At 67.2% G+C, this 25404-nt stretch carries 22 protein-coding genes and 2 tRNA genes; 13 read left to right on the top strand and 11 right to left on the bottom strand.

The annotated features are described in order from the left end of the window. Positions 1-140 precede the first annotated feature (140 nt). Positions 141-2696 carry an aminopeptidase N gene (pepN, locus tag AC4PTO_RS11600; protein ID WP_492728625.1) on the bottom strand — a complete coding sequence of 852 codons (2556 nt, stop codon included), beginning with the start codon at positions 2694-2696 and terminating at the stop codon, positions 141-143. 199 nt (positions 2697-2895) lie between these two features. On the opposite strand from pepN, the gene AC4PTO_RS11595 reads away from it, so the two are divergent. Both AC4PTO_RS11595 and AC4PTO_RS11590 read left to right on the top strand, forming a co-directional pair. After that, the gene (locus tag AC4PTO_RS11595) at positions 2896-5061 is read left to right on the top strand and encodes a malate synthase G (protein WP_492728624.1); all 2166 of its coding nucleotides are present in this window, start codon (positions 2896-2898) and stop codon (positions 5059-5061) included. A gap of 88 nt (positions 5062-5149) precedes the next feature. Next, the gene (locus tag AC4PTO_RS11590) at positions 5150-5923 is read left to right on the top strand and encodes a gamma-glutamyl-gamma-aminobutyrate hydrolase family protein (protein ID WP_492728622.1); all 774 of its coding nucleotides are present in this window, start codon (positions 5150-5152) and stop codon (positions 5921-5923) included. Between the two features lie 16 nt (positions 5924-5939). Here AC4PTO_RS11590 and kynU read toward each other — a convergent pair whose 3' ends face one another. Further along, positions 5940-7136: a kynureninase gene (gene kynU / locus AC4PTO_RS11585; protein WP_492728620.1), complete on the bottom strand. Its 1197-nt coding sequence runs from the start codon at positions 7134-7136 to the stop codon at positions 5940-5942. Positions 7137-7286: 150 nt separating this feature from the next. Between kynU and AC4PTO_RS11580 the strand changes: the two genes are divergently transcribed. The 4 genes from AC4PTO_RS11580 (at position 7287) to AC4PTO_RS11565 (ending at position 12422) form a co-directional block, all read left to right on the top strand. Continuing rightward, positions 7287-7736, top strand: a complete 450-nt coding sequence (locus AC4PTO_RS11580) for a methyltransferase family protein (RefSeq protein ID WP_492728618.1) — start codon at positions 7287-7289, stop codon at positions 7734-7736. A 193-nt stretch (positions 7737-7929) separates the two neighbouring features. Then, complete coding sequence (locus tag AC4PTO_RS11575) at positions 7930-9501, top strand: Re/Si-specific NAD(P)(+) transhydrogenase subunit alpha (protein WP_492728616.1); 1572 nt, start codon at positions 7930-7932, stop codon at positions 9499-9501. 13 nt (positions 9502-9514) lie between these two features. After that, positions 9515-10948 (top strand): NAD(P)(+) transhydrogenase (Re/Si-specific) subunit beta, encoded by a 1434-nt coding sequence (locus AC4PTO_RS11570; protein WP_492728614.1) that lies wholly within the window; start codon positions 9515-9517, stop codon positions 10946-10948. Between the two features lie 184 nt (positions 10949-11132). After that, positions 11133-12422: a DUF3422 family protein gene (locus tag AC4PTO_RS11565; protein WP_492728612.1), complete on the top strand. Its 1290-nt coding sequence runs from the start codon at positions 11133-11135 to the stop codon at positions 12420-12422. A gap of 40 nt (positions 12423-12462) precedes the next feature. Here the strand turns inward: AC4PTO_RS11565 and AC4PTO_RS11560 are convergent. Further along, positions 12463-12538 (bottom strand) — tRNA-Ile (locus AC4PTO_RS11560). Between the two features lie 132 nt (positions 12539-12670). On the opposite strand from AC4PTO_RS11560, the gene purM reads away from it, so the two are divergent. From purM to rnd, 3 genes are all read left to right on the top strand, one after another. Then, positions 12671-13717: a phosphoribosylformylglycinamidine cyclo-ligase gene (gene purM / locus AC4PTO_RS11555; protein WP_492728611.1), complete on the top strand. Its 1047-nt coding sequence runs from the start codon at positions 12671-12673 to the stop codon at positions 13715-13717. Beyond that, positions 13714-14301, top strand: a complete 588-nt coding sequence (gene purN, locus AC4PTO_RS11550; protein WP_492728609.1) for a phosphoribosylglycinamide formyltransferase — start codon at positions 13714-13716, stop codon at positions 14299-14301. Before purM ends, purN begins: the two co-directional genes overlap by 4 nt. Before the next feature lie 96 nt (positions 14302-14397). Next, entirely contained in the window at positions 14398-15555 is a 1158-nt protein-coding gene (rnd, locus tag AC4PTO_RS11545; protein ID WP_492728607.1) for a ribonuclease D, read from the top strand. 29 nt (positions 15556-15584) lie between these two features. On the opposite strand, the gene AC4PTO_RS11540 is transcribed toward rnd, so the two are convergent. Continuing rightward, positions 15585-16073, bottom strand: coding sequence for a hypothetical protein (locus AC4PTO_RS11540; protein ID WP_492728605.1), 489 nt, complete (start codon positions 16071-16073; stop codon positions 15585-15587). Between the two features lie 121 nt (positions 16074-16194). Here AC4PTO_RS11540 and AC4PTO_RS11535 point away from each other — a divergent pair, with 121 nt between their 5' ends. Next, positions 16195-16623: a SufE family protein gene (locus AC4PTO_RS11535; RefSeq protein ID WP_492728604.1), complete on the top strand. Its 429-nt coding sequence runs from the start codon at positions 16195-16197 to the stop codon at positions 16621-16623. A 61-nt stretch (positions 16624-16684) separates the two neighbouring features. Here the strand turns inward: AC4PTO_RS11535 and AC4PTO_RS11530 are convergent, their stop codons facing one another. The 4 genes from AC4PTO_RS11530 to AC4PTO_RS11515 all read right to left on the bottom strand — a co-directional run bounded on the left by AC4PTO_RS11530 (position 16685) and on the right by AC4PTO_RS11515 (position 20319). Beyond that, a complete protein-coding gene (locus AC4PTO_RS11530) occupies positions 16685-17035 on the bottom strand; it encodes a RidA family protein (RefSeq protein ID WP_492728603.1) in 351 nt (116 codons plus the stop codon). A gap of 90 nt (positions 17036-17125) precedes the next feature. Next, positions 17126-17199, bottom strand: a tRNA-Gly gene (locus AC4PTO_RS11525). A gap of 137 nt (positions 17200-17336) precedes the next feature. Further along, the gene (locus AC4PTO_RS11520; RefSeq protein ID WP_492728601.1) at positions 17337-19379 is read right to left on the bottom strand and encodes an ASKHA domain-containing protein; all 2043 of its coding nucleotides are present in this window, start codon (positions 19377-19379) and stop codon (positions 17337-17339) included. A 100-nt stretch (positions 19380-19479) separates the two neighbouring features. Beyond that, positions 19480-20319 (bottom strand): AAA family ATPase, encoded by an 840-nt coding sequence (locus AC4PTO_RS11515; RefSeq protein WP_492728599.1) that lies wholly within the window; start codon positions 20317-20319, stop codon positions 19480-19482. Positions 20320-20512: 193 nt separating this feature from the next. Here AC4PTO_RS11515 and dksA point away from each other — a divergent pair, with 193 nt between their 5' ends. Both dksA and AC4PTO_RS11505 read left to right on the top strand, forming a co-directional pair. Further along, entirely contained in the window at positions 20513-20935 is a 423-nt protein-coding gene (dksA, locus tag AC4PTO_RS11510; protein ID WP_492728597.1) for an RNA polymerase-binding protein DksA, read from the top strand. A gap of 88 nt (positions 20936-21023) precedes the next feature. Then, positions 21024-22199 (top strand): FAD-dependent monooxygenase, encoded by a 1176-nt coding sequence (locus tag AC4PTO_RS11505; RefSeq protein WP_492728595.1) that lies wholly within the window; start codon positions 21024-21026, stop codon positions 22197-22199. A gap of 12 nt (positions 22200-22211) precedes the next feature. Here the strand turns inward: AC4PTO_RS11505 and xth are convergent, their stop codons facing one another. The 3 genes from xth to AC4PTO_RS11490 form a co-directional block, all read right to left on the bottom strand. After that, on the bottom strand, positions 22212-22991 hold the full coding sequence (gene xth / locus AC4PTO_RS11500) for an exodeoxyribonuclease III (RefSeq protein WP_492728593.1): 780 nt from the start codon (positions 22989-22991) through the stop codon (positions 22212-22214). Positions 22992-23019: 28 nt separating this feature from the next. Continuing rightward, positions 23020-23739: a hypothetical protein gene (locus AC4PTO_RS11495; RefSeq protein WP_492728592.1), complete on the bottom strand. Its 720-nt coding sequence runs from the start codon at positions 23737-23739 to the stop codon at positions 23020-23022. 95 nt (positions 23740-23834) lie between these two features. Further along, positions 23835-24167 (bottom strand): HesB/IscA family protein, encoded by a 333-nt coding sequence (locus AC4PTO_RS11490; RefSeq protein ID WP_492728590.1) that lies wholly within the window; start codon positions 24165-24167, stop codon positions 23835-23837. 75 nt (positions 24168-24242) lie between these two features. Here AC4PTO_RS11490 and AC4PTO_RS11485 point away from each other — a divergent pair, with 75 nt between their 5' ends. Beyond that, the gene (locus AC4PTO_RS11485; RefSeq protein ID WP_492728588.1) at positions 24243-25388 is read left to right on the top strand and encodes a deoxyguanosinetriphosphate triphosphohydrolase; all 1146 of its coding nucleotides are present in this window, start codon (positions 24243-24245) and stop codon (positions 25386-25388) included. Positions 25389-25404 lie beyond the last annotated feature (16 nt).

Below are 25404 nucleotides of genomic sequence, written 5' to 3'. Positions count from 1 at the left end.
AGGGGGCTCTGCCCCCTCGCGCTGCGCGCTCACCCCCGGGATATTTCCGCTCTGAAGAAATCGTCGGCATGTCTTCTTCAGAGTCAAAATATCCCGGGGGTGAATGGCCGAAAGGCCAGAGGGGGCAGCGCCCCCTTATTCTAACCCAGCAGCCGCGTGACCATTTCCGTCAGATCGCGGCTGAGCCCTTCGGTTCCGGCGATCCGCTCGAGTTCCGCGCGCATCCGTGCCTGCCGGCCCGCATCATAGCGCGCGCGCGTCTCGAAGGCGGTGGACATGCGCGCGGCGGTCTGCGGGTTGACCGGATCGAGCCGGATCAGCCAGTCGGCATAGAAGCGATAGCCCGCGCCATCGGCCTTGTGAAAGCCCGCATGATTGGCCGCCAGCCCGCCCATCAGTGCGCGGAAGCGGTTGGGGTTCTTCCACTCGAAGGCCGGGTCTTCGGCAAGGCGCGCGGCAAGGGCGGTGGCGGTTGCGGGCAGGCAATGGGCCAGCTGGACAGCGAACCATTTGTCCATCACCAGCCGGTCGCCCTGCCAGCGGGCGCGGAAGCGGGCAAGCGCGTCTTCGGCCGTGCCGGTCTCGATCAGGCAGCTCAGCGCGCCGAGGGCTTCGGTCATGTTGTCGGCCTGCTCGAACAACTGCCGCGCCCGTGCGCTCCTGTCGATCCGGTTCAGCAGTCCCAGGCAGGCCAGGCGCAGCGCGCGCTGTCCGGCGGATGCGGCATCGGGCCGGTAGGGGCCGGGCACCGCCATGGTGTCGTAAAGCGTGGCCAGCCGGGCCTCATGCTGCGTCGTAAGGCTGTGGGCGAGCGCGCCGCGCGCGGCATGGATCGCGTCGGGATCGGGGGTCCGGCCGGCCTCGTGCAGGGCCTGGGCGATCTCGTCCTCGCCGGGCAGGCGCAGGCAGAGCGCGCGGAATGCCGGATCGGCCGCGTCATCGGCCAGCATGCGCCCGACCGCATCGGGATAGGCGGGATCGGGCGCGGCACCGCAGGCCATCCCGGTCAGCGCCTGTCGGGCAAGGCTGCGCCCGGCCTCCCATTTGTTGAACGGATCGGTGTCATGCGCCAGCAGGAAGGCGCGCTCTGCCGCGTCGCTGTCGCGTTCCAGGACCACCGGGGCGGAGAACCCGCGCAGGATCGAGGGCACGGGCCGCGCGCCGAGCCAGGAGAAGGTGAAGCTTTGCTGCGCCTCGGTCATTTCCAGCACCGTGGTCGGGACCACCTCGTCGCCATTGGGCGACAGAAGGCCCACCGCGATCGGGATCAGGCGCGGGGGTTTTTCGGGCTGTCCGGGCGTGGGGGCGGTGGATTGCGTGAAATGCAGCGTCAGGCTGCCCTCGTGCCAGTCCTCGCGCAGGCTCAGTTGCGGCGTGCCCGCATCGGTATACCAGCGCTTGAACTGGGCCAGATCGCGGCCCGTCGCGTCCTCGAACACCTTCAGCCAGTCCTCGATCGTGGCGGCCTCGCCGTCATGGCGGGCGAAATAGAGATCGAGCGCGCGGCGATAGCCGTCCGCGCCAACAAGGGTGTGCAGCATGCCCACCACCTCGGCGCCCTTTTCGTAGACGGTGGCGGTGTAGAAATTGTTGATCTCGCGGTAGTGATCGGGCCGCACCGGATGGGCGAGCGGCCCCTGATCCTCGCGGAACTGGCGCGCGCGCAGGGTCAGCACATCCTCGATCCGCTTGACCGGGCCAAGGCGCATGTCGGCGGTGAACTGCTGGTCGCGGAACACCGTCAGCCCCTCTTTCAGGCATAGCTGGAACCAGTCGCGGCAGGTGATGCGGTTGCCGGTCCAGTTGTGGAAATACTCGTGCGCGATGATCGCCTCGATCCGCTCGTAATCGCTGTCGGTCGCGGTTTCGGGGCTGGCGAGCACCCATTTGGAGTTGAAGATGTTGAGGCCCTTGTTCTCCATCGCGCCCATGTTGAAATCGTCCACCGCGACGATGTTGAACACATCCAGATCGTATTCGCGGCCGTAGCGGTCCTCATCCCATTTCATCGCGCGTTGCAGGGCCTCCATGGCGAAGGCGCAGCGGTCCTCGTCGCCTGGCCGGACCCAGATATTCAGCGCGACCCTGCGCCCCGAAAGGGTGGTGAACTGCCCCGGATGGGCCACCAGATCGCCCGCGACAAGCGCGAAAAGATAGGCGGGCTTGGGCCAGGGATCGTTCCATTCGGCCCAGCCGGGGCCCTTCGCCACCGGGTTGCCGTTCGACAGAAGGACCGGCGGCACGCCTTCGATGCGCACCCGGAACGGGGCCATCACGTCGGGGCGGTCGGGATAGAAGGTGATCTTGCGGAACCCCTCGGCCTCGCATTGCGTGCAATACATGCCGCGCGACATGTAAAGCCCCTCAAGCGCGGTATTGGCCGCGGGCGCGATCTCGACCTCGGTGCGCAGGGTGAAGGGCTGGTCGGGCAGGGCGGCGGCGTGGATCGTCAGGCCGGTATCGGTCAGGCGGTAATCCCGCGGGGCAAGCGCGGCCCCGTCGATTTCGGCCGAGATCAGGCGCAGCCCCTCGCCGTCAAGCGCCATCGAGGCGCCGGGGCGCAGCGGCACGCAGGACAGCGCGGCCGTGACGCGCGTGGCCTGCGGGTCCAGCCGGAAATGCAGTGAAACCGCGTCGATGCGGAACGGGTAGGGGGCATAGTCGGAAAGGCGGGTGGTGCCGGGCGTGCCGTCCATGACAATCTCCTGCAAAGTGGTGCGGGCACGGCCCGGAGCGTTGCGCAGACCCTAGGTCGCGCCGGGGCGGGGTGCAAGCTGGCGGGGATGCGCTGAGCGCCTGCCTGACGCTTGTCTTGCGCCGCCGGGGCGGGTAGGGCTGCACAAGGAAATCCTGCCGGCCCGCGTTTGCGGGGCCGGAAAACCGGAGGAGAACGGGATGCAGGTCACGCGGATCAATCGTTCGGGTCTGGCGGTCGACAGCCGTCTGGCAGAGTTTGTCGAGGGCCGGGCCCTGCCCGGCACGGGCGTTGCGTCGCAGGCCTTCTGGGACGGCTTTGCCGCGATCGTGCGCGATCTTGCGCCGCGCAACCGCGCGCTTCTGGCCACGCGCGAACAGATGCAGGCCCGGATCGACGCCTGGCATCTGGAGCGCCGCGGCAAGGGGCAGAACGCCGCCGAATACCACGCCTTTCTGGAAGAGATCGGCTATCTTCTGCCCGAGGGCCCCGATTTCGCCATCGAGACCGGCCCGACCGATCCGGAATTCGCCCGTCAGTGCGGGCCGCAGCTTGTCGTGCCGATCCTGAACGCGCGCTATGCGCTCAATGCCGCGAATGCGCGCTGGGGCAGCCTTTACGACGCGCTTTACGGCACCGATGCGCTGGGCGACCTGCCGCAGGGCAAGGGTTATGACCCCGCGCGCGGCGCCCGCGTGATCGCCTGGGCGCGCGAATTCCTGGACCGTGCCGCGCCGCTGGTCTCGGGGTCCTGGGCGGCGGTCAGCGCGATGGAGGTGCGCGACGGCGGCCTTTTCGTGCGCACCGACGAAGAGACCGGCCTGCGCGATCCTTCGCAGTTCCTGGGCTATCGCGGCCCGGCCGGGGCGCCCACCGGGATCGTGCTGCGCAACAACGATCTGCACATGGTGATCGAGGTGAACCCCGACCATCCGATCGGGCGTGACGATCCGGCCCATATCAGCGACCTGCACCTTGAGGCCGCGCTGTCCTCGATCATGGATTGCGAGGATTCGGTGGCGGCCGTCGATGCCGAGGACAAGGTGCTGGCCTATTCCAACTGGCTTGGCCTGATGCAGGGCGATCTGTCCGAAACCGTCGAGAAGGGCGGCAAGGCCTTTACCCGCACGCTGAACCCCGATCTGGAATTCACCGCCGCCGATGGCGGGGCGCTGGTCCTGAAGGGGCGCGCGCTGATGCTGGTGCGCAATGTGGGCCACCTGATGTCGAACCCCACCGTCCTAGACGAGACGGGCGCCGAAGTCCCCGAGGGGCTGATGGACGCGATGGTCACGACGCTCTGCGCGATGCACGATCTGGCCCGGACCGAGGGGCCGCGCAACTCGGTCACCGGGTCGGTCTATGTCGTGAAGCCGAAGATGCACGGCCCCGAAGAGGTTGCCTTCGCCAGCGAGATCTTCGACCGGGTCGAGGCCGTGCTGGGCCTGCCGCGTTATACCGTGAAGCTGGGGATCATGGATGAGGAGCGCCGCACCTCGGCCAATCTCAAGGAATGCATCCGGGCGGCGCAGCACCGGGTGGCCTTCATCAATACCGGCTTTCTGGACCGCACCGGGGACGAGATCCACACCTCGATGGAGGCCGGGCCGATGGTGCGCAAGGGCGAGATGAAGTCGCAGCCCTGGATCCAGGCCTACGAGGATCGCAATGTCGATATCGGCCTGCGCTGCGGGCTGGCGGGCAAGGCCCAGATCGGCAAGGGCATGTGGGCCATGCCTGACCGGATGGCCGAGATGCTTGAAACCAAGATCGCCCATCCGATGGCGGGGGCGAACTGCGCCTGGGTGCCCAGCCCCACCGCCGCCACGCTGCATGCCACGCATTACCACCGCGTCGACGTGAAGGCGCGCCAGGCCGAGATCGCCGCGCTGAAGCGGCCCGCGCGGCTTGACGATCTTCTGACCATCCCGCTGGCGTCGGGGCGCAACTATTCCGAGCAGGAAATCAGCGACGAGATCGAGAACAACGCGCAGGGAATCCTGGGCTATGTCGTGCGCTGGATCGACCAGGGCGTGGGCTGTTCCAAGGTGCCCGACATCCACGACGTGGGCCTGATGGAAGACCGCGCCACGCTGCGGATCAGCGCGCAGGCACTGTGCAACTGGCTGCATCACGGCATCGTTTCCGAGGCGCGCGTGATGGAGGCCCTGCGCAAGATGGCCGAGGTCGTCGACCGCCAGAACGCGGGCGATCCGGCCTATCGCCCGATGGCGCCGGGCTTTGACGGGCTGGCCTTCCAGGCGGCCTGCGATCTGGTCTTCCTGGGCCGGGTGCAGCCCTCGGGCTATACCGAGCCGGTGCTGCATGCGCGCCGCGCGCAGGTCAAGGCGCGGGGCGGTGCCTGAGATTTTGCACAGCCTCTGCGCGTTGCAGGCCTTTTCATGGATGCGTGCTCCCCGTAGGCTTGGGAAAAAATACGCCTGCGGGGAAGACATGACACGACCGGTCGTCGGAATTATCGGCAACGCATATGAACTCAACGATGCCTATCCCGTCCATGCGGGGGGCACGATGAACTCCGAGGCGGTGGCGCGGGTCGCGCAATGCCTGCCGCTTGTGATCCCGGCCGATCCGAACCTTGTTTCGGTGGCCGATCTGATCGAGGTCTGCGACGGCTTCCTGCTGACCGGCGGGCGGCCCAATGTGCACCCCTCCGAATACGGGCAGGAGGAAACCCCCGCCCATGGCGCCTTCGACCGTGCGCGCGATGCGATCACCCTGCCGCTGGTGCGCGCCTGCGTGGAGCGCGGCCAGCCGATCTTCGGCATCTGCCGCGGCTTTCAGGAGGTGAACGTGGCCATGGGGGGCACGCTGCACCCGGAAATCCGCGAGTTGCCGGGCCGGATGAACCACCGCATGCCGCCCGACGCGCCGCTGGATGAAAGCTTCGCGCTGCGCCACAAGGTCATTTTGCAAGAAGGCGGCCTGTTTCACAGCGTGCTGAACGCGACCGAGGTCATGACGAACACGCTGCACGGGCAGGGGATCTGTCAGCCCGGCGCGCGCATCGTCATCGAGGGCCGGGCCGAGGATGGCACGCCCGAGGCGATCCATGTGGCCGATGCGCCCGGCTTCACGCTGTCGGTGCAGTGGCACCCCGAATGGAACGCTGCCGCCGATCCGGTCTCGCGCCCGCTGTTCGAGGCGTTCGGCCAGGCGGCGGCGGCCTGGGCGGCGAAGCGGCACGGCATCGGGCGGGTGGCCTGACGCAGGTGCCTTCGCGTCAGGTGACGGCCGCGCGGACCTTGTATTCCGGCCGGTCCCAAAGGCCCTTCTCCATCACCTCGGCCATGATCGCCACGGCGCGGTCGATTTCCGCCGCACCGATATAAAGCGGGGTGATGCCGAAGCGCAGGATGTCGGGGGCACGGAAATCGCCCACCACGCCGCGTGCGATCAGTGCCTGCACGATGGCATAGCCCTCGGGATGGGCAAAGCTGACCTGACTGCCGCGCAGCGCCGGATCGCGCGGGGTGACAAGGCGCAGATCGGGGCAGGCGGCCAGCACGCCTTCGATGAAACGGTCGGCCAGCGACAGCGAGGCGGCACGGATATCGGCCATCTCCACCCCGTCCCAGACATCGAGCGCCGCATCGAGCGCGGCGAGTTGCAGGATCGGCGGCGTGCCGACGCGCATCCGCTCGATCCCCGCGGCGGGGCGGTAGGACAGATCGAAGGCGAAGGGCGCCGCATGGCCATGCCAGCCCGACAGCGCGGGCACGGCCCGGTCGGCATGGCGCGGGGCCACATAGATGAAGGCCGGGCCGCCGGGGCCGGAATTGAGGTATTTATAGGTGCAGCCCACCGCGAAATCGGCCCCCGCGCCCGCGAGGTCCAGCGGAACCGCGCCGGCCGAATGCGCCAGATCCCAGACCGTCAGCACCCCCGCGGCATGGGCCTGCGCGGTCAGCGCGGCCATGTCGTGGCGCCGCCCGGTGCGGTAATCCACCTCGGTCAGCATCAGCACGGCCACGCTTTCGTCGATGGCGCCGGCCACCTCTTCCGGGGCGACGACCTTCAGCGCATAGCCGGGGCCAAGCGTGCGGCACAGCCCCTCGGCCATGTAAAGATCGGTCGGGAAGTTGCCGCTGTCGGACAGGATCACCCGCCGCTCCGGGTTCATGTCGAGCGCGGCGGCGATCGCCTGATAAACCTTGATCGACAGCGTGTCGCCCATCACCACGCTGCCCTGTTCGGCCCCGATCAGCCGGGCGATCCGGTCGCCCACGCGGCGCGGCATCTCCATCCAGCCCGCGCGGTTCCACGCCGAGATGAGCATGCCGCCCCATTCCTCGCGCATCGCGCGGCCCACCCGTTCGGGTACGGCGCGCGGCAGGGGGCCAAGCGAGTTCCCGTCAAGATAGACCACTCCTTCGGGAAGGTCGAACAGGGCGCGGGTCGCGGTGAAATCGGTGCTCATGTGGTCCTCCTGCATCGGGGCAAATTGGCCCGCGCGCGCCGGTTTGGCAAGCATGCGCATCCCGCCGGACCCGACGGAAGGCGCGATCTTTGCCTTGCCGTGCCCCGCGCGCGCTGCGCAATATGGGCCGGCGGAAACAGCGGGAACCACATGCGCAAGCTGCTGCACCAGATCGACCTGCCGCCCCTGTGGCTGGCGCTGTTCGCGGCGGCCGGTTGGCTTCTGGCCCGGCTTTTGCCACTGCCCTTCGTCCAGAGCCGTCCGATCGGCGCGGTGCTTGTGGTGATGGGGGTGCTTCTGATGGCGGCGGCGCTGATCCAGATGGTGCTGCGCCGCACCAGCTTCGTGCCGCGCCGTGACCCTTCGGCACTGGTCACGGGCGGGGCTTTCGCGCTGTCGCGCAACCCCATCTACTTGGCCGATGCGCTGATCCTGGCGGGGCTTTTGCTGTGGTGGGACGGCATCGCGGCGCTGTGGCTGGTGCCCGCCTTCATGCTGTTCATCGCGCGCCGCTTCATCGCGGGCGAAGAGGCCCGGATCGCCGCGCGATTCGGCCCCGAATGGCGCAGCTATGCCACGCGGACGCGCCGCTGGCTTTGACGCGCGGGCAGGATTTCCCCCGCAATGCGCTGCGGCAAAGCGATGCAAGCCGACCACCCTGCGGAAAAACAGGGCGTTTCGCGCTTGCTGCGCTGCCGCGTGCCTCTTGTGAAACTTTATTGCGCGATGTTATGAGGTTTTCGCAAAGATGTGAGCATCGGACAGGAACCGTCTGCGGCAAGGGGGAGACACAGTGAAGATCGGAGCACCTAGGGAGATATATGGGGGTGAGTCGCGTGTTGCGCTGACGCCCGAGAGTGCGTTGCAGCTTCAGAAGCTTGGTCATCAGTGTTTTGTGGAATCTGGCGCGGGGGTTGGCGCGGGGTTTTCGGACGCGTCCTATGCTGCGGCGGGTGTGACGGTGGTGAAGACGGCGCCGGGTCTGTTCAAGGACGTGGACATCGTCGTGAAGGTGCGCCCGCCAAGCGAGACGGAGGTGAAGCGGCTGCGCGCGGACCAGACGCTGATCTCGTTCTTCTACCCGGCGCAGAACAAGGATCTTCTGGAGGCGGCGAACAAGACGGGCGCAAGCGTGATCGCGATGGACATGGTTCCGCGGATCAGCCGTGCGCAGAAGATGGACGCGCTGTCGTCGATGGCCAATATCGCGGGCTACCGCGCGGTGATCGAGGCGGGCAACAATTTCGGGCGCTTCTTCACGGGCCAGGTGACGGCGGCGGGCAAGGTTCCGCCGGCGAAGGTTCTGGTTGTGGGGGCGGGGGTTGCGGGCCTTGCCGCGATCGGCACGGCAACGAGCCTTGGCGCGATCACCTATGCGTTCGACGTGCGCCCCGAGGTGGCCGAGCAGATCGAATCGATGGGCGCGGAATTCGTCTATCTGGATTTCGAGGAGCAGCAGGACGGCGCGGCGACGGGCGGCTATGCGGCGCCCTCTTCGCCCGAGTTCCGCGAGAAGCAGCTTGAGAAGTTCCGCGCACTGGCGCCCGAGGTGGATATCGTCATCACCACGGCGCTGATCCCGGGGCGCGATGCGCCGAAGCTGTGGACGAAGGACATGGTGGCGGCGATGAAGCCGGGCTCGGTGATCGTCGACCTTGCGGCCGAGCGGGGCGGCAACTGCGACCTGACGGTGCCGGACGAGAAGATCGTCACCGAGAACGGCGTGACGATCGTGGGCTATACCGATTTCCCCAGCCGGATGGCGGCGCAGTCCTCGACGCTTTATGCCACGAACATCCGCCACATGATGACGGACCTGACCCCGGCCAAGGATGGCGTGGTCAACCACAACATGGAAGACGACGTGATCCGCGGGGCGACGGTGACGCATGCCGGCGCGATCACCTTCCCGCCGCCGCCGCCCAAGGTGCAGGCGATCGCGGCGCAAAAGCCCAAGGAGAAGCCGAAGGAGCTGACCCCCGAGGAGCGGCGCGCCCGGGAGGTTGCGGCCTTCAGGGCGCAGACCCGCAGCCAGGTGACGCTGCTTGCGGTGGGGGCGGCGGTGCTTCTGGGCGTGGGCCTTGTGGCGCCGGCCAGCTTCATGCAGCACTTCATCGTCTTCGTGCTGGCCTGTTTCGTGGGCTTCCAGGTGATCTGGAATGTCAGCCACAGCCTGCACACGCCGCTGATGGCGGTGACGAACGCGATCAGCTCGATCATCATCCTGGGGGCGCTGATGCAGATCGGCTCGGGGTCGTGGCTTGTGATCGTGCTGTCGGCGCTGTCGGTCTTCATGGCCGGTATCAACATCTTCGGTGGCTTCCTTGTCACCCGGCGCATGCTCGCCATGTTCCAGAAGTCGTAAGGAGGGCAGGGGAATGGAATTCGGATTTACGACCGCCGCCTATGTGGTCGCGGCTGTTCTCTTCATCCTGTCGCTTGGCGGGCTTTCGGGGCAGGAAAGCGCGAAGCGCGCGGTCTGGTATGGCATCGTGGGCATGGCGCTTGCGGTCGCGGCGACGCTGATCGGCCCGGGCGCGGGCCGCTGGGGGCTTTCGCTGGCGCTTGTGGTCGCGGGGGGCGCGATCGGCTGGTATGTCGCCAAGCGCGTGCAGATGACCGAGATGCCGCAGCTTGTGGCGGCGATGCATTCGCTGGTCGGTCTGGCGGCGGTCTTCGTGGGCTTCAATGCCTATATCGAGATGGCGCGCGTGGCGGGGATGGACGCGGCCGCGCGCGAGGGGTTGCAGGGCTTCGCCGCGATCGTGGCGCACAAGACCCCGGTGGAGCTGTCGATCCTGCGGGTGGAGCTGTTCCTGGGCGTGTTCATCGGGGCGGTGACCTTCACCGGCTCGGTCATCGCGTTCGGCAAGCTGGCGGGCAAGGTGACCTCGAAGGCCGAGAAGCTGCCCGGCGGGCATATGCTGAACGCGGCGGCGGCGCTTGGCTCGATCGTGGCCCTGGGGCTGTTCATGAACGGCGCGGGCATCTGGGCGCTGGTGGTGATGACGCTTCTTGCATTCTTCATCGGCTATCACCTGATCATGGGGATCGGCGGGGCGGACATGCCGGTGGTGGTGTCGATGCTCAACTCCTATTCGGGCTGGGCCGCGGCGGCGATCGGCTTCTCGCTTGGCAATGACCTTCTGATCGTGACCGGGGCGCTGGTGGGCAGCAGCGGGGCGATCCTGAGCTATATCATGTGCAAGGCGATGAACCGCAGCTTCGTGTCGGTGATCCTGGGGGGCTTTGGCAATGCCGGGGGCCCGGCGATGGAGGTCGAGGGCGAGCAGATCGCGATCGACGCCGAGGGCGTGGCCGCGGCGCTGAACGAGGCCGACAGCGTGATCATCGTGCCGGGCTACGGCATGGCGGTGGCGCAGGCGCAGCAATCGGTGGCCGAGCTGACGCGCAAGCTGCGCGCGCGGGGCAAGGAGGTGCGCTTCGGCATCCACCCCGTGGCGGGGCGCCTGCCGGGGCATATGAACGTGCTTCTGGCCGAGGCGAAGGTGCCCTATGACATCGTGCTGGAGATGGACGAGATCAACGACGACTTCCCCACGACGGATGTCGCCATCGTCATCGGCTCGAACGACATCGTGAACCCCGCGGCGCAGGAAGACCCGAACTCCCCGATCGCCGGCATGCCGGTGCTCGAGGTGTGGAAGGCGAAACAGGTCTTCGTCTCCAAACGCGGCCAGGGCACCGGCTATTCCGGCATCGAGAACCCGCTGTTCTACAAGGACAACACCCGCATGTTCTACGGCGACGCCAAAAAATCCGTCGATAGCCTCCTGCCCATGATCGAGTGAGCGGGCGCGACCGCAACTGCAAGGCCCCCGCCGGAAACGGTGGGGGCTGTTGCGTTCGGGGCGCGCGAAGGCGCGCGCTTTGTGCACAATGGTATGCCGATAACCATCGGGTTTTGCTTGATTTTTCTGTTTACTTGATGGGCGTTTGCGCTATGCAGGCCCTTCACCCAGCAGGATAGCCGCCATGCCCCCTGTCGATGATCATCCGCTGCGCTATGCGCTTGTGAACGAGCTGCACGCCCGGCCGTTCCCGCAGCTTTCCGCGCCAAGCCATGCCGTCTATCTGGCGATCAAGGAGCCGCTGGACGCGGCCAACCGTGACCGCAGCGCCGATCACGCGCATCTGGGCGATCTGCTGGAACGCCACGGCGCGGCGCAGCCCCAGCCCGATGTCACCCATTACAGCGGGCGCATCGGGCGGCACACGCTGCGTTGGGAAAGCCATACCGAATTCACCACCTATCTTGCCCATGCGCCGGGCGTTTCGGCGCGCCCCTTCGATCCGGCCGAGACCGAGCTTTTTCCCGCCGAATGGATCGAGGATGCGCCGGGCAAGCGTGTCGCGGCCGTTTCGGTGCGCATCGACATCTTGCCCGAGGATGTGCAGGCGCTTGGTCCGATGCTTGATGAATGGTTCGTGCCTGAAAGCCTTGCCTGTGCGTGGGTTCTGGACGGCTCGGCCGTGATCGCGGGCGATTTCCGCATCGATGCCGCGGGTCAGATGCGTTTCGCGGTCTTCGTGCGCCCCGAGGTTGGGGCCGGTCGCATCGGCCGCATCCTGCAACGGCTTTGTGAGGTCGAGACCTATCGCGCGATGTCGATGCTGGGGCTGGGGCGGGCGCGGGCGCTGACCAAGCGCCTGAACGCGCTCGATCCGCAGCTTTCGGCCCTTGTCGCGGGGATGAGCGATGAAAGCCGCCCCGCGGAGGGCCGCCTGGACGAGCTGCTGGCGATCTCGGCCGAGCTTGAGGGCCTTGCCGTGAACCATGCCTTCCGCTTCGGCGCGACCGGCGCCTATGAGGCGATCGTGCATCAGCGCATCGCGGCGCTGCGCGAAAGCCGCTTCGAGGGGCGGCAGATGTTTTCCGAATTCATGCTGCGCCGCTACGATCCGGCGATGCGCACGGTGAAATCGGCCGAGGCGCGGCTGCGCACGATGCTGGAGCGCGCCGCGCGGGCGGGCGAGCTGTTGCGCACGCGGGTCGATGTCGAACGCTCGGCACAGAACCAGAAGCTCCTGGAAAGCATGGATCGCCGGGCCGACCTGCAACTGCGCCTGCAACACACGGTCGAGGGGCTGTCGGTCGTGGCGATCAGCTATTACGCGGTCAGCCTTGCGGGCTATCTGGCCTATCCGCTGGCGGCACGGCTTGGCATGTCGAAAGAGATGATGGTGGCGATGCTGACCCTGCCGGTGATCGGCGCGGTCTGGATGATGGTGCGCCGCATCCGCAAGGGGATGGGCGGCCACTAGGCGCCCGGCGGCCGTGGCGATTTCGCCATGCGGGTGGGGATGGTAGGCCCGGAGGGACTCGAACCCCCAACCAAGGCGTTATGAGCGCCCTGCTCTGACCATTGAGCTACAGGCCCCAAGATCGGCTTCTGCCTAGCAGATTGGTGCGGCGGGTCAAGAATATGCGCGCGGGGGCGGCCATATCCGTTGCCCCCGTGCGGGCATTGCGCTAAGGCCGGGCTGCGGAAATTCTGGCGGAGTATGCGGCGATGACCACGGGCAAGAACGGGCTGACCTATGCCGATGCGGGCGTCGATATCGACGCGGGCAATGCCCTTGTCGAACGGATCAAGCCGGCGGCGAAACGCACGGCGCGGTCGGGAACCATGTCGGGCCTTGGCGGGTTCGGCGCGCTGTTCGACCTGAAGGCGGCGGGCTACAAGGATCCGATCCTGGTCGGCGCGACCGACGGGGTGGGCACCAAGCTGCGCATCGCCATCGACACCGGAAATGTCGACACGATCGGTATCGACCTTGTGGCGATGTGCGTGAACGACCTGGTCTGCCAGGGCGCTGAGCCCCTGTTTTTCCTGGATTATTTCGCCACGGGCAAGCTTGATGTCGATCAGGCGACGCGGATCATCGAGGGCATCGCCGAGGGCTGCGCCCAATCGGGTTGCGCGCTGATCGGCGGCGAGACGGCCGAGATGCCCGGCATGTACCACAAGGGCGATTTCGACCTTGCGGGCTTTGCCGTGGGCGCGATGGAGCGCGGTGCGGACCTGCCTTCGGGCGTGCAGGCGGGCGATGTCCTGCTTGGGCTTGGCTCCAGCGGCGTGCATTCCAACGGCTACAGCTTCGTGCGCAAGGTGGTCGAGCTTTCGGGCCTTGGCTGGGATGCGGCCTCGCCCTTCTCGGAGGGCAGCCTTGGCGCGGCGCTGCTGGCGCCCACGCGGCTTTATGTCCGCCAGACGCTTGCGGCGGTGCGCGCGGGCGGTGTGCATGCGCTTGCCCATATCACCGGCGGCGGGCTGACCGAGAACCTGCCCCGCGTCCTGCCCGAGGGGCTTGGCGCCGCGATCGACCTGTCGGCATGGACCCTGCCGCCCGTCTTCCGCTGGCTGGCCGGGACCGCGCGGATGGAAGAGGCCGAACTGCTCAAGACCTTCAACTGCGGCATCGGCATGATCTGTGTCGTGGCCGCCGACCGGGCCGGGGCGCTGAAGGCGCTGCTGGAGGAGGAGGGTGAAACCGTCACCGTGATCGGCACCGTCACCGAGGGGCGGGGCGTGGCCTATACCGGCGGGCTTTTGTGAAACGCGTTGCGATCCTGATTTCGGGCGGCGGCTCGAACATGCTGCGCCTGGTCGAAAGCATGACGGGGGATCATCCGGCGCGCCCGGTTCTGGTGGCCTCGAACGATGCGGGCGCGGCGGGGCTGGCACGCGCCGCAGAGCTTGGCGTGCCGACCGCCGCCATCGACCATCGCCCCTTCGGCAAGGACCGCGCCGCTTTCGAGGCCGAGTTGCTTGAACCGATCCTTGCGGCCCGGCCCGACATCCTGTGCCTTGCCGGTTTTATGCGCGTCCTGACCCCGGCCTTCGTCGCGCGGTTCGCGGGGCGGATGCTGAACATCCACCCCTCGCTCTTGCCGAAATATCCCGGCCTGCACACGCATCAGCGCGCGCTTGACGCAGGCGATGCCGAGGCCGGTTGCACCGTGCATGAGGTGACGCCCGTTCTGGACGATGGCCCGATCCTTGGACAGGCGCGGGTGCCGGTGCTGCCGGGCGACGATGCCGATACGCTGGCCGCGCGGGTTCTGACCGCCGAGCACCGGCTTTACCCGGCCGTTCTGCGCCGCTTTGCGGGCGGGGACCGCGCGCCCCTGTATATGTAAGCCCCGCCGCTGGTCTATCGGCGCTTTTCATCTGCGGGCGGCTGTCCTAAAGAAAACATGACTGCGGGATGACCCCGCGCGACATGAAAGCCCCCGATGCAGACCCTTACCACGACCGAAGCCCTTGCCGAATTCTGCGCCAAGGCAAAAACCCAGCCCTATGTCACCGTCGATACCGAATTCCTGCGCGAGCGCACCTATTGGTCGAAGCTGTGCCTTGTGCAGATGGCCTTGCCCGGCTCTGACGGCGAGGCGGTGCTGGTCGATCCGCTGGCGCCCGATCTTTCGCTGGAACCGATCTACGACCTCTTTCGCCATGAGGATACGGTAAAGGTCTTTCACGCCGCGCGGCAGGATCTGGAGATCTTCTTTACCGAGGCCGGCGTCTTTCCCGTGCCGCTGTTCGACACGCAGGTCGCCGCTATGGTCTGCGGTTTCGGCGAACAGGTGGGCTATGAAACGCTGGTCAAGAAGATCGCGCGCCAGTCGCTTGACAAGACCTCGCGCTTCACCGACTGGTCGCGCCGGCCACTGACGGAGGCGCAAAAGACCTATGCCATCGCCGATGTCACCCATCTGCGCGTGATCTACGAATTCCTGTCGAAAGAGCTGCGGAAATCGGGCCGGGAAGCCTGGGTCGAAGAGGAAGAGGCGATCCTGCTTAATCCCGAAACCTATATCACCCGCCCCGAAGAGGCCTGGCAGCGGGTCAAGACGCGCACCAGTTCGGGCCGCTTCCTGGCCGTCGTGCGCGAACTGGCGCGCTTCCGCGAGGGGTTTGCGCAGAACAAGAACATCCCGCGCTCGCGTATCTTCAAGGATGATGCGCTGCTGGAGCTGGCCTCGACCAAGCCCACCACGCCCGAAGAGCTGTCGAAATCCCGGCTCTTGCTGCGCGAGGCCCGGCGGGGCGAGATTGCCGAGGGGATCATGACCGCCGTGAAGGCCGCACTTGCCCTCAAGCCCGAGGATTTTCCGCAGGTGGACCAGGACGGGCCGCAGCTTCAGGTGAACACCGCTTTGGCGGATCTGTTGCGCGTGCTGCTCAAGGCCAAGTCGGAAGAGGCCGGGGTGGCCGCGAAGCTGATCGCCAACTCGTCGGATCTGGACCGGATCGCGGCGGGGCGGCGCGATGTGGCGGCGCTGACGGGCTGGCGCAAGGAGGTCTTCGGCAACGATGCGCTGCGTCTTGCACGGGGCGAGATCGCGCTGACCGCCGCGGGCGGCGCTGTCCGGGTGGTCGTGCCCGGCTGACAGGGCCGGGCGCTGCCCCCGACGGGCGCTTAGCGGCTGACCGTGCGGGAATTGCCTGCGCCCGTCACCACGATGCGCTGCACGCCCGCAAGGCGCTGGTTCGAGATATACTTGCCCACCGTCACCTCGCGCGACTCGGGCGTCAGGACGCGGCGCGCGACGGGCGTGCCGGGAACGGGCTCGGCCACGACGAAGCGATAGGTCAGCACGCCATCCTCGGGGAAGCCGTCATTCTCGGCCACGAGTTCGGCATCCCACCAGCCCTGTGTGGGCGGCAGGCCCGCCGCCGACAGGATCGCGCCGCCATGGGCGGGCTGCACCTCGAAGCGGGTCACCTGTTCCACCAGAACGCGGTTGTCGCCGATGGCCTTGTCATATCCGCCCGCGGGCGCAAGTGTCGCGGCGGTCTCGGTCGAGCGGCCGAACCAGTTGAACGGGTTGAGGCGGCTTTCCCGAACGCTGCCACAGCCGGCAAGCGTCAGCGACAGGGCGAGCGTGGCAAGAACGGGCGTCTTCATGGGGCCTCCGGGCGAACCTACGGGTTCTGGGTAGCCGATCGGAAGGCTTTTGAAAAGCCGCTACTGGACCTTGCGCCGGGGCGGCGTTAGGCAGGGGAGAAAGCCCCGGGGGGAACAGAGCATGGCCAGCACCGCTTTCGAGGATATCGCCGAGACGTTCGAGTTCCTGGACGACTGGGAAGAGCGCTATCGCCATGTGATCGAGCTGGGCAAGGCCATGCCCCCGCTGGACGAGACCCTCCGCGTGCCTGCCACCAAGGTCGAGGGCTGCGCAAGCCAGGTCTGGCTTTTGCCGCGGATCGAGGGCACGGGCCCCGGGGCGCGGTTCGATTTCCAGGGCGAGAGCGATGCGATGATCGTGCGCGGCCTGATCGCGGTGCTGCATGCGCTTTATGCGGGGCTGAGCGCGCGCGAGGTCGGGCAGGTCGACGCGGCGGCCGAGCTTGCGCGGCTGGGGCTGAACGATCACCTTTCGGCACAACGCTCGAACGGGTTGCGCGCGATGGTCGAGCGGATCCGCCTGCTGGCGGCCGAGGCGGCGGCGGGCTGAGGCGGCGGCGGGCTGAGGCGGACCCCCGCGCCCTTTCACGGGGGCGCGGAGGGCAGGGGCGTCAGGCCTGAACGGCGGTCACGATGATCTCGACCTTGTAGTCGGGCGTGGCAAGCTTTGCCTCGCCCGTGGCGCGGGCCGGGCAGTGACCCTGCGGCACCCAGGCGTCCCAGACGGCATTCATCTCGGCGAAATCGGCCATGTCGGCCATCCAGATCTGGGCCAAGACGATCCGCGTCTTGTCCGAGCCTGCCTCGGCCAGAAGCCGGTCGATGCCCGCAAGGATGGTGCGGGTCTGCTCGGTGACGCTGGTGCCGGCTTCGCCGACCTGGCCGGCCAGCCAGATCAGGCCGTTGCAGATCACCGCCTGGCTCATGCGCGGGCCGCATTCGATACGTTTGATGTCGGCCATCGGGGCCTCTCCTTCCTGTCGCTGGAAACTGCGCCCGTGATAGCCGGTCCGGCGGGGCGTGGCCAGAGTGCTGCGGAAGGATCGGGGGGATGGAGCGGGTGAAGGGAATCGAACCCTCGTATGCAGCTTGGGAAGCTGCCGTTCTACCATTGAACTACACCCGCACTGCGCGCAGGGGTATGCCAAGGCGCGCGCCGCGTCAAGCGGCTGCAAGGGGGGAGAGGGGCGAAAAAAGGGGGCTGTCCGCCCCCTCTGGGCTGCGCCCATTCACCCCCGAGGATATTTGCGCGAAGATGAAGGATCAGCCGCGGCGGCGGCGGCGCGTGCCCTCGCCGCCCGAGCCGCCGGTGTTGAAGCTGACATCGGGCAGGGTGACGATCTTTGCCAGTTCGGGGAACGGGTCGGTCGCGTGGGGAAGCGCGTTGGCGGCGACGAAATGTTCCTGGAAGCGCGGCTCGATCGCGGTTTCGATCTTGGTGATGCGGCGCACCTGCGTCTCGATCGCGCGGCGCGCGGCGACCGAGCAGAGCGCCATGCGCGCGCCGGTGCCCGCGGCATTGCCCGCCGAGGTGACGGCGTCGAGCGGCACGTCGGGGATCATGCCCAGAACCATCGCGTGTTTGGGGCTGATATGGGCGCCGAACGCCCCGGCAAGGACGACGCGGTCCACCCGGTCCACGCCGATCTCGTCCATCAGCAGCCGCGCGCCGGCATAGAGCGCGGATTTGGCAAGCTGGATCGCGCGGATGTCGCCCTGGGTGACCGAGATGCGCGGGCCGCCCGAGGCGGTGGCGTCATGGATCACATATTCATGCGTGCGGCCCATTGGCTGGCAGCGCGGCGTGCCGGTCTGTTCGGCCGATCCGATCAGGCCCGAGGCGTCGATCAGCCCGCTCATGCGCATTTCGGCCACTGCCTCGATGATGCCCGAGCCGCAGATGCCGGTGATGGCGGGGGCGGCCGCGGCGAAGCCCGGATCGTCGGACCACAGATCGCAGCCGATGACGCGGAAGCGGGGTTCGCGCGTGGCGGGGTCGATCTCGAGCCGTTCGATGGCGCCGGGTGCGGCGCGTTGCCCCGACGAGATCTGCGCGCCCTCGAAGGCGGGGCCGGTGGGCGAGGAGCAGGCCAGAACGCCCTTGCGGTTGCCCAGCAGGATTTCGGCATTGGTGCCGACATCGACGACGAGCGACAGTTCGTCCCGCGCCTCGGGCGCTTCGGAGAGCGCGACCGCGGCGGCATCCGCGCCGACATGGCCCGCGATCAGCGGCAGAAGATAGGCGCGCGCGGCCGGGGCGATCGTGTTCAGCCCGATTTCGGCGGCGCCAGGCGAGAGGCTGTCGCATGTGGCAAGCGCGAAGGGCGCCTGGCCGAGTTCGACCGGGTCGATGCCCAGAAGCAGGTGGTGCATCACCGGATTGCAGACCACCACGGCCTCGACGATCGCGGCCGGGTCGGCGCCGGCCTCGGTGGCGAGGGCGCTTGCCAGGGTGGCGAGCGCGTCGCGCACCGCGTCGGTCATGGCGATATCGCCGCCGGGGTTCATCATGGCGTAGGACACGCGGCTCATCAGATCCTCGCCGAAGCGGATCTGGGGGTTCATCAGCCCCGAGGAGGCCAGCACATGCCCGTCGGTCAGGTCGACCAGATGGCCCGCGATGGTGGTCGAGCCGAGGTCGATCGCAAGGCCCAGAAGGGGCGCGTCGTGATAGCCGGGCCAGATCGCGGTCAGGCGAGGCGGGCCGACATGATCGTGGTGGATGGCGCAGGTCACGGTCCAGTTGCCCTTGCGCAAGACCGGCTGGAGTTCGCGCAGGATTTGCAGGTCGGCCTGCAATCCGCTGATCTGCCACTGTTTTTCCAGCGCGGCCTGAAGGCGCTGAAAATCGCCCGTCGGGTCGTGCATGTCGGGCTGGGCGACCTCGACGTAATAGCTGCGGGTGGCGGGGTCCATCTGCATCACGCGCTCGGTCGCGGATTTGCGGATGACCTGGCGGTGGACCTGGCTTTCGGGGGGCACGTCCAGCACCACATCCCCCATGATGCGGGCCTGGCAGCCAAGGCGGCGGCCCTCTTTCAGGCCGCGCACGCGGTCATAGCGGTCTTCGACCGCGTTGCGGGGGGACAGCGCGTCCGGCGCGACGCTGACGCCGTGCTTGGCGAATTCGCCATAGCCCGGCGCAACCTGGCATTTCGAGCAGATCCCGCGCCCGCCGCAGACGGAATCGAGATCGACGCCAAGCTGGCGCGCGGCCTGAAGAACCGGGGTGCCGATGGCAATGCGCCCGCGCTTGCCCGACGGCGTGAAGATGACAAGGGCATCCTGCGGCTCTTGCGCTGACATGGGAATTCTCCACAATCCTCTTTGCGACAAGTCTTATGCGCCCCGCCGGGCGGCGCAATGCCTGCGCGCGACCCCCCATGGCCCGGATGCGGCGGCCCGGCTAGCGCCGCGCGCGGGCCATGAAGGCCAGCCGCTCGAACAGGTGCACGTCCTGTTCGTTCTTTAACAGCGCGCCATGCAGTTTCGGCAGCAGCGAAGCGCCGTCGCGTTTCAGGTCCTCGGGGGCCATGTCCTCGGCCAGAAGCAGCTTCAGCCAGTCGAGGATTTCCGAGGTGGAGGGCTTTTTCTTCAGGCCCGGCGTTTCGCGCAATTCGTAGAATTGCGTGAGCGCGGTGGACAGGAGCGCCTGCTTGATGTCGGGGAAGTGGACCTGAACGATCTGCTGCATCACCTCGGGCTCGGGAAAGCGGATATAGTGGAAGAAGCAGCGCCGCAGGAAGGCGTCGGGCAGTTCCTTCTCGTTGTTCGAGGTGATGATGACCACGGGGCGGTGGACGGCGCGGATCGTCTCTCCGGTCTCGTAGACGTGGAACTCCATCTTGTCGAGTTCCTGCAAAAGGTCGTTCGGGAATTCGATATCGGCCTTGTCGATCTCGTCGATCAGCAGCACGACCTTGCCCGGCGCCTCGAAGGCCTGCCACAGCTTGCCCTTGCGGATGTAGTTCTTCACGTCATTGACGCGCGCATCGCCCAGCTGGCTGTCGCGCAGGCGGCTGACGGCATCGTATTCGTAAAGCCCCTGCTGCGCCTTGGTAGTGGACTTGATGTTCCATTCGACCATCGGCAGGCCAAGGCTGGCGGCGACCTGGCGGGCCAGCTCGGTCTTGCCGGTGCCGGGCTCGCCCTTGACCAGAAGCGGGCGTTCCAACGAGACGGCGGCATTGACCGCGACGGTCAGATCCTCGGGGGCGACATAGGATTCGGTGGATTGGAAGCGCACGGATCTGCTTTCGTCTGTTCTTGCGGCGCAAACATTATCTGCGTGCTCAAATGCCCGCAAGGCGTAGTCCCGCGGTGCCCAAGATGGAATGTGGGTAGTGACATCCCCCACCACATCGGGTATGGCACGCGGCGAGGAGCGCCAGATGACCAGTGACACTTCAGAACATACCGGCGCCAACAAGGGATCAGAAATGAAGCCTGAAACGTTCCTCCCCGAGGATTACAAACCCGCCGAAACCGAACCTTTCATGAATGACCGCCAGCTTGAGTATTTCCGCCGCAAGCTGCTGGCCTGGAAACACGAGCTGCTGGAGCAGTCGGCAGAAACGCTTGAAGGTCTGGCGGAATCGGCCCGAAACGTGCCCGACATCGCCGACCGCGCCTCGGAAGAGACCGACCGCGCGCTGGAGCTGCGCACCCGCGACCGGCAGCGCAAGCTTGTCAGCAAGATCGACGCGGCGCTGCGCCGGATCGACAACGGCGAATACGGCTATTGCGAGATGACGGGAGAGCCGATCAGCCTCAGGCGGCTGGATGCGCGCCCGATCGCGACGATGACGCTTGAGGCGCAGGAACGCCACGAGCGGCGCGAACGCGTGCATCGTGACGACTGACCGGCGCCCGGCCGGCTTGATCTGACGCAAGGACAAAGGACCACCGGGCCGTAAGGTTCCGGTGGTTTTTCTTTCGCGGGGGTGATTTGTGCTGACAGCCAGAAAAGTGACCGTGCTGGGCGGGGGCGTGGCCGGGTTGACGGTGGCGCGCGCGCTTGCGCTGCGCGGCGCCGAGGTGACCGTGCTGGAACAGGCCGAGGCGATCCGCGAGGTGGGCGCGGGCCTTCAGATCTCGCCCAACGGGGCGCGGGTGCTGCGGGCGCTTGGCCTGGGTGATTCCTTGGCGCGCTCGGGGCTGGTGGCGCAGGCGGTCGAGATGATCGACGGCGAAACCGGCAGCCGCGTGGCGCGGCTGGACATGGCGCGCCTGCGTCCGGGCGAGGAATACCGCTTCGTGCATCGCGCCCGGCTGATCGACCTTCTGGCCGAGGGCGCGCGCGCGGCCGGCGTGCAGATCCGCCTGCTGCAACAGATCGACAAGGTGGAGCTGGGCGATCATCCGCCGCGGCTGACCAATCATCAGGGCGTCACGCAAGAGGCCGATCTTCTGATCGGTGCGGACGGGCTGCATTCGCGGGTGCGTCAGGCGCTGAACGGCAAGGTTGCGCCCTTCTTCACCCATCAGGTGGCCTGGCGCGCGCTGGTGCCCTGTGCCGAGGATGCGCCGCGCGTGGCGCAGGTCTTCATGGGGGCGGGGCGGCATGTGGTCAGCTATCCGCTTGGCGGGGGGCTGCGCAACATCGTCGCCGTCGAGGAACGCCGCCGCTGGGTCGAAGAGGGCTGGAACATGCGCGACGATGCCCTGGCCGTGCGCACCGCCTTCGAGGATTTCTGCCCGCAGGTCACGGACTGGCTGGCGAAGATCGACGAATGCTGGCTTTGGGGGCTGTTTCGCCACCCGGTCGCACATCGCTGGCACGGCCATGGCGCCGCGATCCTTGGCGATGCCGCGCATCCGACGTTGCCCTTCCTGGCGCAGGGCGCGGTCATGGCGATGGAGGACGCCTGGGTTCTGGCCGAATCCCTTGCCGGGCATGACAGCGACGAAGCCGCCTTCGCCGCCTATCAGGCCGCCCGCGCGCCGCGCTGCGCGGCCATCGTCGAGGCCGCGAACCGCAATGCGCGCAACTATCACCTGTCGGGGATCAGCCGCGGGGTGGCCCATCTGGGGCTGCGCGCGGCCTCGCGCCTGGCGCCGGGCAAGCTTCTGGACCGGTTCGACTGGATCTACGGCCACGACGTGACGGGGGGCGCGGGCCGCTAGGCCGCGCTGCGCTCAGCCCGCAAGCTCGATCCAGACGGGAACGTGGTCCGAGGGTTTGTCGCGCCCGCGCACCTCTTTGTCGATCTGCACGTCGCGCAACAGGTCCGCCGCCTGCGGGCTGAGCAGCAAATGGTCGATGCGGATGCCGTTGTTCTTTTCCCAGGCGCCGGCCTGATAATCCCAGAAGGAATAATGCCCCGGCCCCGCGACGCGGGTGCGGAAGGCCTCGGTGAAGCCCAGGTTGAGGATGCGGCGGAAGGCGGCGCGGCTTTCGGGCAGGGCAAGCGCATCCTCGCGCCAGGCCTCGGGGCGGGCGGCATCCTCGTCCTGCGGGATGATGTTGTAATCGCCCGCCATGACCACGGGTTCCTCGGTGGCCAGAAGGGCCGCGGCGCGTTCGCGCATGCGGGCCATCCAGGACAGTTTGTAATCGTATTTCGGCCCCGGCGCGGGGTTGCCGTTGGGCAGGTAAAGCCCGCAGACGCGCACCGCGCGATCCCCCATCACCGTGGCCTCGATCCAGCGCGCTTGTTCGTCGGCCGCGTCGCCGGGCAGGCCGCGCGTGATGTCCTCAAGCGGCAGCTTCGACAGGATCGCCACGCCGTTGAAGCTTTTCTGGCCATGCGTTTCCACCCGCCAGCCGCGATCTTCCAGAACCTCGCGGGGGAAGCCCTCGTCGACGGATTTGATCTCTTGCAGCAGGACGACATCGGCCTTGTCCTCGTCCAGCCATTCGATCAGGGCGTTCAGGCGTGCCTTGACGCCGTTGATGTTGAACGTGGCGATTTTCATGGGGCCTCCGGCTGCCTGCGCCCCCTTCTTAGGCCGCGACGGCCGCCTTGCCAAGCGCACCGGCCCGCAGCCACAACGCATCGAGGCGCGCAAGCTGGGCGGGATCGAAACGCTCGATCTCTTCCCAATAGCGCCCGGAGGGAACGTAATAGTCCAGAACCGCCTCGCGCCGCCGTGCAAGGGTGGCGGCGGTGGTGTCATAGGGGGCGGGGGTGCCGGGCAGCGCGCCGATCCGTGCGCGGGGCAGCATCAGGCGGCTGTCCTCGTGAGAGAGGTTGACGACGGCGGTGCCGCGTTGCGCGGCCAGAATGCGCAGCCGCGCGGATTTCGCCTCAAGGCTTTGCAGCGTGATGTCGCGGCGCAGCGGATCGGGGTGGCCGCGCCCGTAGAAATGCGTCCGCCCCTTCGAGGGGTAGATCATGTTGCAGCCAAAATAGGCGATGCAGCGCGGCTTGTATTCGTTCAGCGCCCAATATCCTGCCGTGAAGGCCATTGTTGCGCCAGCGTAGACAAAGCCGCCATGGGCGTTCTGCGCGGGGACGAATTCCGCCTCGGTCACGATCCGGGCCGGACTGTCGGCGGGAGGCAGGCGGTCGGCGGGGAAATCCCATGGGTGGATCTGCACGTCCCAGTCGGCGCGCACCTGCCAGGCATGGTTGATCGCCACGATCACATCAATGCCGTCGCGCGACCAGTCGCGCGCCTGCACCACCTCGGGGCCGGAGCCCAGAATCAGCACATTGGTCATTTTGTGATCCCCCGTCGCACAAAGCTTAAACCCGGTTTGGCAGATCACCAAAACCGGGTGGCGGAAACTTGCCGAAAGCGGGTGGGCCGGGGGCGCTAGATCGAGAACGAAATCCCGCAGCCGCAACTACTGGTCGCGTTGGGGTTTTCCACCACGAACCGCGCGCCGATCAGCTCATCCGAGAAATCAATGACCGCATTTTCCAGAAACGGCAGCGAGACCGGGTCGATCAGCACCCGCTGGCCTTCGCCTTCCAGCACCAGATCCTCGGGGGCGGGGGCGTCTTCCAGCGTGATCTCGTATTGAAAGCCCGAGCAGCCGCCCCCCTCGACCGCCACGCGCAGGGCGCGGGGGGCTTCGGCGGCTTCGTTGATCTGGGCCAGCCGGGAAAAGGCGCGCGGCGTGACCTTCGGCGGAATGTTAAGCATCGTCGGACCTGTTCTTTCCTGTCTCCCTCGATATAGGATGGCGCAAAACGCGCGACAAGACGAGGGGATCGGGCCTTGCTTCAACCATATGCCTGTCAGCCGGAGGACAGCCGGGGGCGGCTTCATGCCGAAAGCATGTCCACCTTCCGCTCTCCCTTTCAGCGCGACCGTGACCGGATCATCCATTCCTCGGCCTTCCGGCGGCTGAAGCACAAGACGCAGGTCTTCGTCGAGCATGAGGGCGATTACTACCGCACCCGCCTGACCCATACGATCGAGGTGGCACAGGTCGCGCGCACCATCGCGGGCGCGCTTGGGCTGAATACCGATCTGGCCGAGGCGGTGGCGCTTGCCCATGACCTTGGCCATCCGCCCTTCGGCCATACCGGAGAGGATGCCCTGGCCGACCTAATGCAGCCCTTCGGCGGGTTCGACCACAACGCGCAGGCCCTGCGCATCGTGACCCGGCTGGAAAAGCACTATGCCGGCTTTGACGGGCTGAACCTGACATGGGAAACGCTGGAAGGCATTGCCAAGCATAACGGGCCGGTGACGGGCGATCTGTCCTATGCCCTGGCCGAGGTGAATGCCGAATGGGATCTGGAGCTGCACACCAACGCCTCGGCCGAGGCGCAGGTGGCCGCGGTGGCCGACGATGTCGCCTATAACCACCATGACCTGCATGACGGGCTGCGCGCGGGGCTTTTCAGCGAAGAGGATCTGATGGAGCTGCCCACCATCGGCCCCTGCTTCGAAGAGGTCGACCGCCTGCATCCGGGGCTTGACCCCACGCGCCGCCGCCACGAGGCGCTGCGCCGCGTCTTCGGCGTGATGGTCGAGGATGTGATCGCCGTGGCGCAGAACCGCCTTGTGTCGCTTTGCCCCGAAAGCGCCGATGACATCCGCGCGATGGAGGGGCCGATCATCCGCTTTTCCAAGCCGCTCTACCAGAACCTCAAGGCGCTCAAGGGCTTTCTGTTCACGCGCATGTATCGCGCGCCAAGCGTGGTGGAGGAACGCCGCCGCGTGACGGGGATGGTCAACGCGCTTTTCCCGCTGTTTCTGGACGATCCCGCACTGCTGCCCGAGGACTGGCAGGACGAGGTCGCCCGCGCGGCGGACCGCACCGCGCTTGCGCGGGTCGTGCTGGATTATGTGGCCGGCATGACGGACCGTTTCGCCATTCAGGAATATCACCGGCTTCTGGGGTCCGATAGCTGACCGGACCCCGGCCCGG

Source organism: Rhodobacter maritimus (genome assembly GCF_058747975.1).
Note: the sequence above shows the minus strand (reverse complement) of the source record. Positions and strands in the feature narration are given on the sequence as shown.

Bases quoted from the DNA above. Each gene is read 5' to 3' on its own strand.
- pepN (WP_492728625.1), bottom strand. From the start codon at position 2,696: ATGGACGGCACGCCCGGCACCACCCGCCTTTCCGACTATGCCCCCTAC.
- AC4PTO_RS11595 (WP_492728624.1), top strand. From the start codon at position 2,896: ATGCAGGTCACGCGGATCAATCGTTCGGGTCTGGCGGTCGACAGCCGT.
- AC4PTO_RS11590 (WP_492728622.1), top strand. From the start codon at position 5,150: ATGACACGACCGGTCGTCGGAATTATCGGCAACGCATATGAACTCAAC.
- kynU (WP_492728620.1), bottom strand. From the start codon at position 7,136: ATGAGCACCGATTTCACCGCGACCCGCGCCCTGTTCGACCTTCCCGAA.
- AC4PTO_RS11580 (WP_492728618.1), top strand. From the start codon at position 7,287: ATGCGCAAGCTGCTGCACCAGATCGACCTGCCGCCCCTGTGGCTGGCG.
- AC4PTO_RS11570 (WP_492728614.1), top strand. From the start codon at position 9,515: ATGGAATTCGGATTTACGACCGCCGCCTATGTGGTCGCGGCTGTTCTC.
- AC4PTO_RS11565 (WP_492728612.1), top strand. From the start codon at position 11,133: ATGCCCCCTGTCGATGATCATCCGCTGCGCTATGCGCTTGTGAACGAG.
- purM (WP_492728611.1), top strand. From the start codon at position 12,671: ATGACCACGGGCAAGAACGGGCTGACCTATGCCGATGCGGGCGTCGAT.
- rnd (WP_492728607.1), top strand. From the start codon at position 14,398: ATGCAGACCCTTACCACGACCGAAGCCCTTGCCGAATTCTGCGCCAAG.
- AC4PTO_RS11540 (WP_492728605.1), bottom strand. From the start codon at position 16,073: ATGAAGACGCCCGTTCTTGCCACGCTCGCCCTGTCGCTGACGCTTGCC.
- AC4PTO_RS11535 (WP_492728604.1), top strand. From the start codon at position 16,195: ATGGCCAGCACCGCTTTCGAGGATATCGCCGAGACGTTCGAGTTCCTG.
- AC4PTO_RS11530 (WP_492728603.1), bottom strand. From the start codon at position 17,035: ATGGCCGACATCAAACGTATCGAATGCGGCCCGCGCATGAGCCAGGCG.
- AC4PTO_RS11520 (WP_492728601.1), bottom strand. From the start codon at position 19,379: ATGTCAGCGCAAGAGCCGCAGGATGCCCTTGTCATCTTCACGCCGTCG.
- dksA (WP_492728597.1), top strand. From the start codon at position 20,513: ATGAAGCCTGAAACGTTCCTCCCCGAGGATTACAAACCCGCCGAAACC.
- xth (WP_492728593.1), bottom strand. From the start codon at position 22,991: ATGAAAATCGCCACGTTCAACATCAACGGCGTCAAGGCACGCCTGAAC.
- AC4PTO_RS11495 (WP_492728592.1), bottom strand. From the start codon at position 23,739: ATGACCAATGTGCTGATTCTGGGCTCCGGCCCCGAGGTGGTGCAGGCG.
- AC4PTO_RS11490 (WP_492728590.1), bottom strand. From the start codon at position 24,167: ATGCTTAACATTCCGCCGAAGGTCACGCCGCGCGCCTTTTCCCGGCTG.